Genomic DNA, 14,129 nt, shown 5'->3' on the forward strand with positions numbered 1-14,129 from the left:
AGGGCCTACAATCAATCAGTCGTCTTTCTCGATCTCGCAGAGCAGCGGGTGCTGAGCCTCCCGCGCGTACTGGTTGACCTGCATCGCCTTGGTTTCGGCGATGTCTCGGGTGTAGATCCCGCACACCGCCCGGCCTTCGGTGTGCACCGCCAGCATGATCCGGGTCGCCTTCTCGCGATCCATGCCGAAGAAACTCTCCAGCACCTCGACCACGAAGTCCATCGGCGTGTAATCGTCGTTGAGCAGGATCACCTTGTACATTGCCGGCGGCTTGAGCGCCGGCTTGGCCTCCTGGACCGCGATCCCCGCCTCATCGTCCGCCGACGGCCCGGGCGAGTCATGATTGAATGTTAGTCGAATCTGGCGGCTTGCATGCATGCTCGGATGGACAACGCTGATGGTATGGATGGGATCGCAGGGGCAAGCATGAAGCGCTTTGCAACCGAAAGGTGCCCTGCCTTGACTATCGGTAAATCGGTGTTACAAACACAAAGGCATACCCATGACGGGTACATGGGCATCGCGATCAGGAACCGGAGTTCCGCAGCGCGGGCCTCAATGGATGATACTCCAGCAATGGAGTCCTTTGCAGAGGGAAGTCAGCATGCTGAGCGGCAAGGTCAAGTGGTTCAACAACGCCAAGGGCTACGGCTTCATCCTGGCCGACGGGCGGGACGAGGACCTGTTTGCGCACTACTCCGCCATCCAGGGTGATGGATACAAGACCCTCAAGGCCGGCCAGCCGGTCAGCTTCGAGATACTGCAGGGCCCCAAGGGGCTGCATGCCGTCAACATCCAACCCCTCGGCACCCCGCCTCGCCCCTCACGCGGCAGCGACTGACACGTCGCCCGCACATCCCGAGACTGCCCCTGGAAAGGCCGACCCGCCGGGCTCGACCTTTCCCGCTCCGGCATCTCCGGCGACGCCGCTGCAGGGCAGCCCGCCCCCGGAGCCCCTGGGGTGGAGCGCATCAAGACCATGAAGAGGTAGGCATATCGTGCTATGCTGCGCGCGCGACTGCGATGGCACAGGGAACCGCGCCGGGCTGGAGCGGGCTCTTTGCCTTTAGTCCAGCTTGCGTCGATCCTCATCGCATAATAATAGTCAAGAACAGCCGCCCAAGGCCAAAAGCCGATGCGCTCAAAATTGCCTCAAGAAACATCTTCTTGAGCGCATCAAGACTTTATGCAACCACAGCAAAACTGAGGGTTAGATTAAAAAGATGTCCACTCCGAAGATCATCTACACCTTTACCGACGAAGCACCGGCGCTGGCTACCTACTCCCTGCTTCCGATCATCCAGGCCTACACCGCATCCGCCGGCATCGCGGTCGAAACGCGGGACATCTCCCTCGCAGGTCGCATCCTCGCCACCTTCCCCGAATACCTGAGCGACGAGCAGCGTATCGGTGACCACCTCGCCGAACTGGGCGAGCTGGCCAAGACCCCCGAAGCCAACATCATCAAGCTGCCGAACATCAGCGCCTCCATCCCGCAGCTGAAGGCCGCCATCAAGGAACTGCAGCAGCAGGGCTTCAAGCTGCCGGAATACCCGGACGAGCCGGCCAACGACACCGAGAAGGACGTCAAGGTCCGCTACGACAAGATCAAGGGCAGCGCCGTGAACCCGGTCCTGCGCGAAGGCAACTCCGACCGCCGCGCCCCGCTATCGGTCAAGAACTACGCCCGCAAGCACCCGCACAAGATGGGTGCCTGGAGCGCCGACTCCAAGTCGCACGTGGCCTTCATGGGCCAAGGTGACTTCTACGGCAGCGAGAAGGGCGCCCTGATCGACAATGCCGGCTCGGTGAAGATCGAGCATGTCGCCGCCGACGGCAGCGTCAGCGTGCTGAAGGCCTCCACCAAGGTGCTGGCCGGCGAGATCATCGACAGCTCCGTGATGAGCAAGAAGGCCCTGCGCGCCTTCATCGCCGAGCAGATCGAGGACGCCAAGGCCCAGGGCGTGCTGTTCTCCGCCCACCTGAAGGCCACCATGATGAAGGTCTCCGACCCGATCATGTTCGGCCACATCGTCGCCGAGTTCTACAAGAACACCCTGACCAAGCACGCCGACGTGCTGGCCGAAGCCGGCTTCAACCCGAACAACGGCATCGGCGACCTGTATGCACGCATCCAGTCGCTGCCGGAAGCCAAGCAGGCGGAAATCAAGGCCGACATCGAGGCCGAGTACGCCCAGCGCCCGGCCATGGCCATGGTCAACTCCGACAAGGGCATCACCAACCTGCACGTGCCGAGCGACATCATCGTCGACGCCTCCATGCCGGCGATGATCCGCGACTCCGGCAAGATGTGGGGCCCGGATGGCCAGCTGCACGACACCAAGGCGCTGATCCCGGACCGCTGCTACGCCACCATGTACCAGGTGGTCATCGAGGACTGCAAGAAGAACGGCGCCTTCGATCCGGTCACCATGGGCAGCGTGCCGAACGTCGGCCTGATGGCCCAGCAGGCCGAGGAATACGGCTCCCACGACAAGACCTTCGAAATCACCGCCGACGGCGTGGTGCGCGTGACCGACGAGGCCGGCAACGTGCTGATGGAGCAGGCCGTCGAGGCCGGCGACATCTGGCGCATGTGCCAGGTCAAGGACGCCCCGATCCAGGACTGGGTCAAGCTGGCCGTCAACCGCGCCCGCCTGAGCAACACCCCGGCGGTGTTCTGGCTCGACGCCAACCGCGCCCACGACGCCCTGGTCATCGAGAAGGTGCAGAAGTACCTGAAGGACCACGACACCAGCGGCCTGGAAATCCACATCATGGCCCCGGTCGAGGCGATGAAGCTGTCGCTGGAGCGCATCCGTGCCGGCAAGGACACCATCTCCGTCACCGGCAACGTGCTGCGCGACTACCTGACCGACCTGTTCCCGATCATGGAACTGGGCACCTCCGCCAAGATGCTGTCCATCGTTCCGCTGATGGCCGGTGGCGGCCTGTTCGAGACCGGCGCCGGCGGTTCGGCACCCAAGCACGTCCAGCAGTTCATGGAAGAGAACCACCTGCGCTGGGACTCGCTGGGCGAGTTCCTCGCCCTGGCCGCCTCGCTGGAGCACCTGGGCAACGCCTACGGCAACGCCAAGGCCGCCGTGCTGGCCAAGACCCTGGACCAGGCCAACGGCCAGTTCCTCGACAGCAACAAGTCGCCGTCGCGCAAGGTCGGCCAGCTCGACAACCGCGGCAGCCACTTCTACCTGGCGCTGTACTGGGCCCAGGCCCTGGCCGCGCAGAGCGAGGACCTGGAGCTGCAGGCCCAGTTTGCCAACCTGGCCAAGGTGCTGAGCGACAACGAGGAAAAGATCGTTGCCGAACTGAACGAGGTGCAGGGCAAGTCGGTCGACATCGGCGGCTACTACCACGCCGACCCGCAGCTGACCAGCCAGGCCATGCGCCCGAGCGCGACCCTCAACGCGGCCATCGCCGCGCTGGTCTGAGCGCAGCAGCGTGACGGGCGACTCCGGTCGCCCGCAGCCTGACAGGAACCCCGGCCGCGCGCCGGGGTTCCTGTTTCCGCGGCCCGTACGGCCGCCATCGAGGAACGGAGCCCCGCATGAAACGCTTCATCCCCCACGTCACCGTGGCCACCGTGGTCGAGGACCAGGGCCGCTTCCTGCTGGTCGAGGAGCGCGCCGAGGGTCGCGTGGTGCTCAACCAGCCCGCCGGCCACCTGGAAGCCGACGAAACCCTGCTCGAGGCCGCGCTGCGCGAGACCCTCGAGGAAACCGGCTGGGAGGTCGAACTGACCGGCGTCACCGGCATCTACCTGTACACTGCCCCGGCCAACGGCGTGACCTACCAGCGCGTGTGCTTCGCCGCCCGCCCGCTGCGCCATCGCCCGGAGCTGCCACTGGATCACGGCATCATCGGCCCGCGCTGGCTGACCCGCGAGGAGCTGGAGGAGCGCAGCGAGCAATGGCGCAGCGCCCTGGTGCCGCGCTGCATCGACGACTATCTGACCGGCGGCTGCTACCCGCTGGAACTGATCCGCGAGCCGGCCTTCCTCACCGCCGGGAAGTAGCTCCGCGCGGTCGGTCCGCGCGCGCCGACAGACCTGCTAGAATCGCCCCTTTGCACTCCAGCAACGGTTTCCCGGATGACTATGCGTGACCCAGCCCATACCCGCGTGATCGTCGGCATGTCCGGCGGCGTGGACTCCTCCGTCTCGGCCCTGCTCCTGCAGCAGCAGGGCTATCAGGTCGAAGGCCTGTTCATGAAGAACTGGGAGGAGGACGACGGCACCGAGTACTGCACCGCCAGGGAGGACCTGGCCGACGCCCAGGCCGTGTGCGACCGGCTCGGCATCAAGCTGCACACCGCCAACTTCGCCGCCGAGTACTGGGACAACGTGTTCGAGCACTTCCTTGCCGAATACAAGGCCGGCCGCACGCCCAACCCGGACATCCTGTGCAACCGGGAAATCAAGTTCAAGGCGTTCCTCGACTACGCCCTGATGCTCGGCGCCGACCTGATCGCCACCGGCCACTACGTGCGCCGCCGCGACATCGACGGACGCAGCGAGCTGCTCAAAGGCCTCGACCCCAACAAGGACCAGAGCTACTTCCTGCACGCCGTCGGCGGCGAGCAGATCGGCAAGACCCTGTTCCCGGTGGGCGAACTGGAGAAGCCGGCGGTACGCGCCATCGCCGAGCAGTACGGCCTGGCCACCGCCAAGAAGAAGGACTCCACCGGCATCTGCTTCATCGGCGAGCGGCGCTTCCGCGACTTCCTCAAGCAGTACCTGCCGGCCCAGCCGGGCGACATCCAGACCGTCGACGGCAAGGTGATCGGTCGCCATCACGGCCTGATGTACCACACCATCGGCCAGCGCCAGGGCCTGGGCATCGGCGGCATGAAGGATGCCGGCGACGACGCCTGGTACGTGCTGGCCAAGGACCTGGCGCGCAACGTGCTGGTCGTTGGCCAGGGTCACCACCACCCGTGGCTGATGTCACGCAGCCTCAATGCCTCGCAGATCTACTGGGTCAACCCGGTCGACCTGAGCCAGCCGCTGCGCCTCACCGCCAAGGTGCGCTACCGCCAGCAGGACCAGGCGTGCACCCTGGCGCGCACCGCGCAAGGCGGCTATGTCGCCACCTTCGACGAGCCGCAGCGGGCGGTCACTCCCGGCCAGTCGGTGGTGTTCTACGCCGGCGAGGTCTGCCTCGGCGGCGGCGTGATCGAGACCGCCACGCCCTGGGATGCGGAGATCCAGCGCCCATGACCCGCGAACAGGAACGCCTGATCGCCCTCGCCGGGGTGTTCACCGCCGCCGCACTGGTCGAGCGCCTGGCCAAGACCGGCCAGGTCCAGGAGGGGCCGCTGACCTGCATGCTCGGCAGCCTGCTGGTGCGCAACCCCAAGGACACCCTCGAGGTGTACGGTGGCGACCACTTCAACCTGCGCGAGGGCCTGCGCGCCCTGGCCGGCGCCCTCGAGCGCAACCCGCAGAACCTGCCGCGCGACTGCCTGCGCTATGCCCTGGCCCTGCTGGCCCTGCAGCGCCAGCTGGACAAGCGCAGCGACATGCTGCAGGTGATCGGCAGCCGCCTGCAGCAGATCGACAGCCAGGCGCAGCTGTTCGGCATCGCCCATGACAACGTGGTGGCCGCCTGCGCCGCGCTGTACCAGGACACGCTGAGCACCTTCCGCCAGCGCATCCAGGTGCATGGCGAGATGCAGCACCTGCAGAACAGCCGCAACGCCGAGAAGATCCGCGCCCTGCTGCTCGCCGGCATCCGCAGCGCCATGCTCTGGCGCCAGCTCGGCGGCCACCGCTGGCAGCTGCTGTTCAGCCGGCGCAAGCTGCTGAACGAGCTCTACCCGCTGCTGCGCGGCTGAACCGTGGGCCAGCCCTCCGCCACCCCGGCCCGCCTGCACCGACCGGCCCGGGGTGCCGCCCTGCTGGCGCTGTCGGCGCTGTTCTTCACCCTGATGGGCGTGTTCATCCGCGAGGCCACCGTCGAGGGCGTCAACAACGCGATGGTGGTGTTCTTCCGCAACGCCGTCGGCGTGCTGTTCTTCCTGCCGCTGGCGCTGACCCGCGGCCTCGGCCCGCTGCGCACCGCACGGCCGTGGGCGCACCTCAAGCGCACCCTGTGCGGCCTGGCGGCGATGTACTGCTACTTCTACGCTCTCGCCCACCTGCCGCTGACCGACGCCATGCTGTTCAGCTACGCCGCGCCGGTGTTCACCCCGCTGATCGCCTGGTGGTGGCTGAAGGAGCCGCTGACCAGGCGCATGCTGCTGGCCACCGCGATCGGCTTCGCCGGCGTGCTGCTGGTGGCCAAGCCCAGCGGCGCTGTGGTCTCCGGCATCGCGCTGATCGGCATCCTCGCCAGCGTGATGGCCGCCTGCGCCTTCGTCTCGATCCGCGAGATGAGCAACACCGAGCCGGCGTTCCGCATCGTCTTCTACTTCGCCCTGTTCAGCGCGCTGGTTTCCGCCGTGCCGCTGCTGTGGGCCTGGCAACCGCTCGACCGCCACCAGCTGCTCCTGCTGCTGGCCGCCGGCGTGGTGGCCAGCTTCGGCCAGCTGACCATGTCGCAGGCCTACAGCTACGCCCCGCCCGGCCTGATCGGCCCGGTCGCCTACCTGGCCATCGTCTTCGCCGGGATCATCGCCTGGCTGCGCTGGGACGAGGTGCCCGCCGGCGCCTCGCTGCTCGGCGCCGGGCTGATCTTCGCCGCCAGCCTGATCCCGCTGCTGCGCCGTTCGCGCTGAGCGCGGGCCGAGCGGCGTCTTTCCGTGTATAATCCTGCCCCTTTCTGTTGCCAGACTGTCGAGAACGTCCCCATGCAGCTCTCCTCGCTCACTGCGGTGTCCCCCGTTGATGGCCGCTACGCCGGCAAAACCGCCGCCCTGCGTCCGATCTTCAGCGAATTCGGCCTGATCCGCTGCCGCGTGCAGGTGGAAGTGCGCTGGCTGCAGCGCCTGGCCGCCCACGCCGGCATCCCGGAGGTCGCGCCGTTCTCCGCCGAAGCCAACGCCCTGCTCGACGAGCTGGCGGAAAACTTCCAGCTCGAGCACGCCCAGCGCATCAAGGAAATCGAGCGCACCACCAACCACGACGTCAAGGCCGTGGAATACCTGCTCAAGGAGCAGGCCGCCAGGCTGCCGGAGCTGGCCGCGGTGAGCGAGTTCATCCACTTCGCCTGCACCAGCGAGGACATCAACAACCTGTCCCACGCCCTGATGCTGCGCGAAGGCCGCGACAGCGTGCTGCTGCCGCTGATGCGCCAGCTGGCCGACGCCATCCGCGCCCTGGCCGTGCAGTTCGCCGACGTGCCGATGCTGTCGCGCACCCACGGCCAGCCGGCCTCGCCGACCACCATGGGCAAGGAGCTGGCCAACGTGGTCTACCGCCTGGAGCGCCAGATCGCCCAGGTCGCCGCCGTGCCGCTGCTCGGCAAGATCAACGGCGCCGTGGGCAACTACAACGCCCACCTGTCCGCCTACCCGGACGTCGACTGGGAAGCCAACGCCCGCGAGTTCATCGAGGACGACCTCGGCCTGAGCTGGAACCCCTACACCACCCAGATCGAGCCGCACGACTACATCGCCGAGCTGTTCGACGCCATCGCCCGCTTCAACACCATCCTGATCGACTTCGATCGCGACATCTGGGGCTACATCTCCCTCGGCTACTTCAAGCAGAAGACCGTGGCCGGCGAGATCGGCTCCTCGACCATGCCGCACAAGGTCAACCCGATCGACTTCGAGAACTCCGAGGGCAACCTCGGCATCGCCAACGCCCTGCTGCAGCACCTGGCCAGCAAGCTGCCGATCTCCCGCTGGCAGCGCGACCTGACCGACTCCACCGTGCTGCGCAACCTCGGCGTCGGCCTGGCGCACAGCCTGATCGCCTACGAGGCCAGCCTCAAGGGCATCGGCAAGCTGGAACTGAACGCCGCCCGCCTGGCCGAAGACCTGGACAACTGCTGGGAAGTGCTGGCCGAGCCGGTGCAGACCGTGATGCGCCGCTACGCCGTCGAGAACGCCTACGAGAAGCTCAAGGAACTGACCCGCGGCAAGGGCATCAGCCCCGAGGCGCTGCGCGAGTTCATCGACACCCTGGCGATCCCCGAGCAGGCCAAGGCCGAGCTGCGCGCCATGACCCCGGCCAGCTACATCGGCAACGCGGTGGCCCAGACCAAACGCATCTGATCCCAGCCTGAACGGCCTCTCGCCCGACCGTCCAGACTGGCAGCCACCTCCAGTCTTGCGGTCGGGCGTTTTCATATTTGAAGAGTTGGATATGGCACCCGATACCCCGCTGCAACTGCTGGGCGGCCTGACGCCCCGCGAATTCCTCCGCGACTACTGGCAGCAGAAGCCGCTGCTGGTGCGCCAGGCCATCCCCGGCTACCAGAGCCCGATCAGCCCCGACGAACTGGCCGGCCTGTCGCTGGAGGAGGAAGTCGAGTCGCGCATCGTCCTCGAGCACGGCGCCAGCCCCTGGGAGCTGCGTCGCGGCCCGTTCAGCGAAGAGACCTACCAGAATCTTCCGGAGCGTGACTGGACCCTGCTGGTGCAGGCGGTCGACCAGTTCGTGCCGGAAATGCGCGAGCTGATGGAGCAGTTCCTGTTCCTGCCCAGCTGGCGCATCGACGACCTGATGATCAGCTACGCCGCCCCCGGCGGCGGCGTCGGCCCGCATTTCGACAACTACGACGTGTTCCTCCTGCAGGCCCACGGCCACCGCCGCTGGAAGCTCGGCCAGCTGTGCGACAGCGACAGTCCGCTGCTCGAGCATCCGGACCTGCGCATCCTGGCCGGCTTCGAGCAGAGCGACGAATGGGTACTGGAGCCCGGCGACATGCTCTACCTGCCGCCGCGCCTGGCTCACTACGGCATCGCCGAGGACGAGTGCATGACCTACTCGGTGGGCTTCCGCGCGCCCAGCGCCAGCGAGGTGCTGACCCACTTCACCGACTTCCTCGGCCAGTTCCTGCCCGACGAGGAGCGCTACAGCGACGCCGGCTGCCAGCCTGCAGGCGACCCCAACCAGATCCAGCGCGACGCCCTCGAGCGCCTGCGCGGACTGATCGACCGCCACATGAGCGACGAGAAGCTGCTGCTGACCTGGTTCGGCCAGTTCATGACCGAGCCGCGCTACCCGGAGCTGGTGGCCGGCGAGGAGCTCCCCGAGGACGAGTTCTTCGCCGCCCTCGGCGACGGCGCCGTGCTGGTGCGCAACCCCAGCGCGCGCCTGGCCTGGAGCGAGATCGACGACTATCTGGTGCTGTTCGCCAGCGGCAACAGCCGCCGCCTCGACGCCTCGCTGCGCGAACTGCTCAAGCTGGTATGCAGCGCCGACGCCCTGCACCTGGAGAATCTCGAGCCCTGGCTGGAGAGCGACGAGGCGCTGACGCTGATCTACGAACTGGTCAAACAGGGAAGTCTGGAGTTTGCCGCCGATGAATAAGCTCACCGTACGGATCGCCGACTGGCATGCCGACAACGCCGACCTGCGCCGCATCCGCGAGGCGGTGTTCGTGGTCGAACAGGAAGTGCCGCCGGAGCTGGAGTGGGACGCCGAGGACGTCGACGCCGTGCATTTCCTCGCCTTCGAGGGCGACTTCGCCGTCGGCACCGCGCGCCTGCTGCCGGACGGCCAGATCGGCCGCGTCTCGGTGATCAAGGACTGGCGCGGCCTGCACATCGGCGAGATGCTGATGCAGGCGGCCATCGCCGAGGCCGAGCGCCGCGGCCTGCGCCGCCAGATGCTCACCGCCCAGGCCCATGCCGTGCGCTTCTACGAACGGCTAGGCTTCCGGGTAGCCAGCGAGGAATTCCTCGAGGCCGGCATCCCCCACGTCGACATGGTGCGCGACAGCGCCTGAGAGGCCACCCGATGAGCAACGCCCCGGAACGCGACAACGACCACGGCACTCCACTGCCCGCCCTCGATTTCCGCTCTCCGGGGCGTTTTGCCATCCACAACCCGCCCGCCGAGGGCGGCGCGCCGGCCAGCCGGCTGGAGCCCGCCCCCTTCGCCCTCGGCCAGCATGAGGCTGTCGAACGCACCGACAGCCCGGCACAGCTGCGCAGCCACGCCCTGGCGCTGATCCAGCAGGCCCGCCGCTCGCTGTGCCTGTACACGCCGGACCTGGAGCCCTGGCTGTATGACCAGCGCGCCATCGCCGAGGCCTGCAGCCGCCTGCTGCGCGCCCATCCGCGCAACTGCCTGCGCATCCTGCTGCGCGACAGCGCCCTGGCGGTACGCCAAGGCCATGCCCTGCTGCGCCTGGCCCGCCAGTTGCCGAGCAACTGCCAGATCCGCAGGCTCGGCCCCGACCAGCCTGCCGACGACCCCGCCTACCTGCTGGTCGACGACTGCGGCCTGCTGCTGCGCAGTGCACCGCTGCTGCCCGCCGCACAGGTCCACTACCAGGCCCGCGGCCGGGTGCGCCAGCTGCAGCGCCAGTTCGACCAGGCCTGGGAGAGTGCCGGCGGCGATCCGAACCTGAGGAGCTTCCTGCTGTGACACCCCGCTCCTGGCTGACGCTGCTTGCCCTGGCCTGCAGCCTGAGCGCCGGGGCGACCCCGCGCACCGAAATCCTGCCGCTGCACTACCGCTCGGCCGAGGAACTGCTGCCGATCGCGCAGTCGCTGCTGGATGGTGCAGGCCGTGTCAGCGCCTACGGCAACCAGTTGGTGGTCAATGCCGAGCCGGACAAGATCGCCGAACTGCAGGAGCTGCTGCAGCAGCTCGACACGCCGCCGCAGCGCCTGCTGATCACCGTCGACAGCCAGCAGGACAGCAGCGCCCGCCAGGATGGCTACCGGGTCGACGGCAGCATCAGCGCCGGCAATGTCGAGATCATCGGCGGCCGCGGCGAACACCACGGCCGCGACGAGGTGCGCATCATCCGGCGCAGCAGTGCCGGCGGCAGCGGCTCAGTGCAGCAGGTGCAGGCGACCGCAGGCTATCCCGCACTGATCCAGATCGGCGAGAGCGTGCCGCTGACCAGCTACGGACGCGACGCCCATGGCTACCCGCGCGAATACACCGAGTATCGCGACATCAACCGCGGTTTCGAGGTGGTCGCCCACGTGCAGGGCGACCGGGTCCAGCTCGACATCCGCAGCCGCCAGGATCGCCTGGCCGGCCCTGACGGCACCCTCGACACCCAGACCACCGCCACCCGCGTCAGCGGCCGCCTGGGCGAGTGGATCGAGCTGGGCGGCATCCGCGAAAGCGCCGGCGAGCAGCGCTCCGGCCTGCTCTCCCGGCAGGCCGGCAGCGTCCGGGATAACCGGGTGCTACGGCTCAAGGTCGACCTTCTCGAGTGATCTAGAACTTTTGTAGTAGCTCCAAAAAAAAACTACAAAATCCATTGACGCCCCGTCTCTCTCCTAGCATGATGGCCTCGCTCCCGCTGACCAGAGGTCCGAAACGGCCCCCGGATCGCACTCCAGACCACCCCTGGAGTCGGTTCGTGTCAGTACCCCCCACCCGGCGGTGCGACAAGGTTGCGACTGGAACGAAGTTGTCCTGAGGGACGGGGAAGCAAGGTTTCAACCGGCATGACGGACACGGCCCATCCGGCTGTTGTAGTCACCCCACCGGTCGTCACTACATCCCCTCCTCCGGCCTCCTGCCGAACCGGTCTCTCCCTCGACGCTCTGCGGTGAGCTCTTGCAACACTACCGTCAACACCTCAGGTGTTGAATGGGAATGTCGGTGCTCAACGAAACACACAAACTTGAAGGATTGACCATGTCCGCTTATCAAAACGACATCAAGGCCGTAGCCGCCCTGAAAGAGAAGTTCGGCAGCAGCTGGAGCGCCATCGACCCTGAGTCCGTCGCTCGCATGCGCGCCCAGAACCGCTTCAAGACCGGTCTGGATATCGCCAAGTACACCGCCGCCATCATGCGCAAGGACATGGCCGAGTACGACGCCGACTCTTCCGTCTACACCCAGTCGCTGGGTTGCTGGCACGGCTTCATCGGTCAGCAGAAGCTGATCTCCATCAAGAAGCACCTGAAGACCACCAACAAGCGCTACCTGTACCTGTCCGGCTGGATGGTTGCCGCCCTGCGCTCCGACTTCGGCCCGCTGCCGGACCAGTCGATGCACGAGAAGACTGCCGTTTCCTCGCTGATCGAAGAGCTGTACACCTTCCTGCGCCAGGCCGACTCCCGTGAGCTGGACCTGCTGTTCACCGCCCTGGACGCTGCCCGCGAAGCCGGCGATAACGCCAAGGCTGCCGAGATCCAGAACCAGATCGACAACTACGAAACCCACGTTGTCCCGATCATCGCCGACATCGATGCCGGCTTCGGCAACCCGGAAGCCACCTACCTGCTGGCCAAGAAGATGATCGAGGCGGGTGCCTGCTGCATCCAGATCGAGAACCAGGTTTCCGACGAGAAGCAGTGCGGCCACCAGGACGGCAAGGTTACCGTTCCGCACGTCGACTTCCTCGCCAAGATCGCTGCTGTTCGCTACGCCTTCCTCGAGCTGGGCGTTGACGACGGCGTGATCGTTGCCCGTACCGACTCCCTGGGTGCCGGCCTGACCAAGCAGATCGCCGTGACCAAAGAGCCGGGCGACCTGGGCGACCTGTACAACTCCTTCCTGGATTGCGAAGAGATCTCCGAAGCCGAGCTGGGCAACGGCGACGTCGTGATCAAGCGCGAAGGCAAGCTGCTGCGTCCGAAGCGCCTGCCGAGCAACCTGTTCCAGTTCCGCAAGGGCACCGGCGAAGATCGCTGCGTCCTGGACTGCATCACCTCGCTGCAGAACGGTGCCGACCTGCTGTGGATCGAGACCGAGAAGCCGCACGTTGGCCAGATCAAGGGCATGGTTGACCGCATCCGCGAAGTCATCCCGAACGCCAAGCTGGTGTACAACAACAGCCCGTCGTTCAACTGGACCCTGAACTTCCGTCAGCAGGCGTTCGACGCCATGGTTGCCGCAGGCAAGGACGTCTCCGCCTACGACCGCGCCCAGCTGATGAGCGCCGAGTACGACGAGACCGAACTGGCCCAGGTCGCCGACGAGATGATCCGCACCTTCCAGCGCGACGGTTCCGCTCAGGCCGGCATCTTCCACCACCTGATCACCCTGCCGACCTACCACACCGCGGCCCTGTCCACCGACAACCTGGCCAAGGGCTACTTCGCCGAAGAAGGCATGCTGGCCTACGTGAAGGGCGTGCAGCGTCAGGAAATCCGTCAGGGTATCGCCTGCGTCAAGCACCAGAACATGGCTGGCTCCGACATCGGTGACAACCACAAGGAATACTTCGCTGGTGAAGCTGCCCTGAAGGCCGGTGGTAAAGACAACACCATGAACCAGTTCTAAGGAACCGGCTCATTCGACCCTCGGGTCGAGCCCTCGAAAACCCCGGTCGCAAGACCGGGGTTTTTCATTTCGCGAGAGGCACCGGCTCATCGGTGCGTCAGCGCTTCGCGCCCTGCCTGGTTCTGCGGTTCGGCCAGCATCCCCGTACTGCCCAGGCGAATGCTGTAGATCGCGCCATCGGCCAGCGGCAGGAAAGTCACCCGCGCGCCACGCGCATCGAGCAGCGGCAGATCCCAGCCACTCTCGCGCAGCCAGCGCCACAGATCGACGCCATACGGACTCCGCGCCAGCATGATGCGGCTGGGCTCCGCGCCCCCCTGCGGATCGGCCTGCCGATAACGGGCCGCCAGCAGTTCGAGGCGATACCCCGAGCGCAGCCCGATAAGGGTCGCCAGGCCCTTCCAGTCGAACAGTCGTGCGTCCAGCTGCCAGAGCTCGCCATTGACGAGCAGATCCCGCCGGGTGCCTCCCTCCTGCAGGGACACCAGGTAGCGCTGGCTGCCCCGAGCCTCGATGCTGATCGTCGCCAGCGGCTCGCCCGCCGGCGGCAGCGCCGCATAGCTGCGCAGGTCCCAGGCCACCACCCCGGCCACGCCAGCCAGCGCCAGCAGCCCCAATCCGCAGGTGCCTCGCAGCCAGCCAAGGAACCAGCCACGCCGCAGCAGCATGCGCCCCCCCAGCACCAGTACCAGCAGCGCCGCCAGAGCCACAGCCCAGGCCAGTCCGTTGTATTGCATGCTCGTCACTCCCTCTCGCCAGACAATTGCGGCATTATGCGTACGCCACCTTTCCAGCGGCC

The 14,129-nt window shown here is 66.7% G+C and carries 13 protein-coding genes and 1 pseudogene; 12 read left to right on the top strand and 2 right to left on the bottom strand.

Features of this window, described 5'->3' with window-relative positions; translation table 11 throughout:
* Positions 1 to 15 precede the first annotated feature (15 nt).
* On the bottom strand, positions 16 to 378 hold the full coding sequence (clpS, locus tag E5198_RS04970; RefSeq protein ID WP_136488911.1) for an ATP-dependent Clp protease adapter ClpS: 363 nt from the start codon (positions 376 to 378) through the stop codon (positions 16 to 18).
* A 226-nt stretch (positions 379 to 604) separates the two neighbouring features.
* Between clpS and cspD the strand changes: the two are divergent.
* The 12 genes and pseudogenes from cspD to E5198_RS05030 all read left to right on the top strand — a co-directional run bounded on the left by cspD (position 605) and on the right by E5198_RS05030 (position 13,330).
* A pseudogene (cspD, locus tag E5198_RS22315) lies at positions 605 to 983 on the top strand (cold shock domain-containing protein CspD).
* Positions 984 to 1,223: 240 nt separating this feature from the next.
* The gene (locus E5198_RS04980) at positions 1,224 to 3,449 is read left to right on the top strand and encodes an NADP-dependent isocitrate dehydrogenase (RefSeq protein WP_136488913.1); all 2,226 of its coding nucleotides are present in this window, start codon (positions 1,224 to 1,226) and stop codon (positions 3,447 to 3,449) included.
* A 116-nt stretch (positions 3,450 to 3,565) separates the two neighbouring features.
* The gene (locus E5198_RS04985; RefSeq protein ID WP_136488914.1) at positions 3,566 to 4,033 is read left to right on the top strand and encodes an NUDIX hydrolase; all 468 of its coding nucleotides are present in this window, start codon (positions 3,566 to 3,568) and stop codon (positions 4,031 to 4,033) included.
* 81 nt (positions 4,034 to 4,114) lie between these two features.
* Entirely contained in the window at positions 4,115 to 5,236 is a 1,122-nt protein-coding gene (mnmA, locus tag E5198_RS04990; protein WP_136488955.1) for a tRNA 2-thiouridine(34) synthase MnmA, read from the top strand.
* The gene (gene hflD / locus E5198_RS04995) at positions 5,233 to 5,853 is read left to right on the top strand and encodes a high frequency lysogenization protein HflD (protein WP_136488915.1); all 621 of its coding nucleotides are present in this window, start codon (positions 5,233 to 5,235) and stop codon (positions 5,851 to 5,853) included. The genes mnmA and hflD overlap by 4 nt, the downstream gene beginning before the upstream one ends.
* Positions 5,854 to 5,856: 3 nt before the next feature.
* Entirely contained in the window at positions 5,857 to 6,735 is an 879-nt protein-coding gene (locus tag E5198_RS05000) for a DMT family transporter (RefSeq protein WP_236574700.1), read from the top strand.
* Positions 6,736 to 6,807: 72 nt separating this feature from the next.
* Positions 6,808 to 8,178 (top strand): adenylosuccinate lyase, encoded by a 1,371-nt coding sequence (purB, locus tag E5198_RS05005; RefSeq protein WP_136488916.1) that lies wholly within the window; start codon positions 6,808 to 6,810, stop codon positions 8,176 to 8,178.
* A 91-nt stretch (positions 8,179 to 8,269) separates the two neighbouring features.
* Positions 8,270 to 9,439 carry a cupin domain-containing protein gene (locus E5198_RS05010; protein WP_136488917.1) on the top strand — a complete coding sequence of 390 codons (1,170 nt, stop codon included), beginning with the start codon at positions 8,270 to 8,272 and terminating at the stop codon, positions 9,437 to 9,439.
* Positions 9,432 to 9,857, top strand: a complete 426-nt coding sequence (locus E5198_RS05015) for a GNAT family N-acetyltransferase (protein ID WP_136488918.1) — start codon at positions 9,432 to 9,434, stop codon at positions 9,855 to 9,857. The genes E5198_RS05010 and E5198_RS05015 overlap by 8 nt, the downstream gene beginning before the upstream one ends.
* A gap of 11 nt (positions 9,858 to 9,868) precedes the next feature.
* On the top strand, positions 9,869 to 10,501 hold the full coding sequence (locus E5198_RS05020) for a histone acetyltransferase HPA2 (protein WP_136488919.1): 633 nt from the start codon (positions 9,869 to 9,871) through the stop codon (positions 10,499 to 10,501).
* Complete coding sequence (locus E5198_RS05025) at positions 10,498 to 11,310, top strand: secretin N-terminal domain-containing protein (RefSeq protein ID WP_136488920.1); 813 nt, start codon at positions 10,498 to 10,500, stop codon at positions 11,308 to 11,310. The genes E5198_RS05020 and E5198_RS05025 overlap by 4 nt, the downstream gene beginning before the upstream one ends.
* Positions 11,311 to 11,737: 427 nt before the next feature.
* Positions 11,738 to 13,330, top strand: coding sequence for an isocitrate lyase (locus E5198_RS05030; RefSeq protein WP_136488921.1), 1,593 nt, complete (start codon positions 11,738 to 11,740; stop codon positions 13,328 to 13,330).
* Between the two features lie 86 nt (positions 13,331 to 13,416).
* Here E5198_RS05030 and E5198_RS05035 read toward each other — a convergent pair whose 3' ends face one another.
* Positions 13,417 to 14,067, bottom strand: coding sequence for a hypothetical protein (locus E5198_RS05035; RefSeq protein WP_136488922.1), 651 nt, complete (start codon positions 14,065 to 14,067; stop codon positions 13,417 to 13,419).
* Positions 14,068 to 14,129: the final 62 nt, after the last annotated feature.

Source organism: Pseudomonas sp. A-1 (assembly GCF_004801855.1).
Taxonomy (GTDB): domain Bacteria; phylum Pseudomonadota; class Gammaproteobacteria; order Pseudomonadales; family Pseudomonadaceae; genus Geopseudomonas.

What these genes read in the sequence shown, in the direction of transcription:
- clpS (WP_136488911.1), bottom strand. Translation starts at nt 378, where the DNA reads ATGCATGCAAGCCGCCAGATTCGACTAACATTCAATCATGACTCGCCC.
- E5198_RS04980 (WP_136488913.1), top strand. Translation starts at nt 1,224, where the DNA reads ATGTCCACTCCGAAGATCATCTACACCTTTACCGACGAAGCACCGGCG.
- E5198_RS04985 (WP_136488914.1), top strand. Translation starts at nt 3,566, where the DNA reads ATGAAACGCTTCATCCCCCACGTCACCGTGGCCACCGTGGTCGAGGAC.
- mnmA (WP_136488955.1), top strand. Translation starts at nt 4,115, where the DNA reads ATGCGTGACCCAGCCCATACCCGCGTGATCGTCGGCATGTCCGGCGGC.
- hflD (WP_136488915.1), top strand. Translation starts at nt 5,233, where the DNA reads ATGACCCGCGAACAGGAACGCCTGATCGCCCTCGCCGGGGTGTTCACC.
- purB (WP_136488916.1), top strand. Translation starts at nt 6,808, where the DNA reads ATGCAGCTCTCCTCGCTCACTGCGGTGTCCCCCGTTGATGGCCGCTAC.
- E5198_RS05010 (WP_136488917.1), top strand. Translation starts at nt 8,270, where the DNA reads ATGGCACCCGATACCCCGCTGCAACTGCTGGGCGGCCTGACGCCCCGC.
- E5198_RS05015 (WP_136488918.1), top strand. Translation starts at nt 9,432, where the DNA reads ATGAATAAGCTCACCGTACGGATCGCCGACTGGCATGCCGACAACGCC.
- E5198_RS05020 (WP_136488919.1), top strand. Translation starts at nt 9,869, where the DNA reads ATGAGCAACGCCCCGGAACGCGACAACGACCACGGCACTCCACTGCCC.
- E5198_RS05030 (WP_136488921.1), top strand. Translation starts at nt 11,738, where the DNA reads ATGTCCGCTTATCAAAACGACATCAAGGCCGTAGCCGCCCTGAAAGAG.
- E5198_RS05035 (WP_136488922.1), bottom strand. Translation starts at nt 14,067, where the DNA reads ATGCAATACAACGGACTGGCCTGGGCTGTGGCTCTGGCGGCGCTGCTG.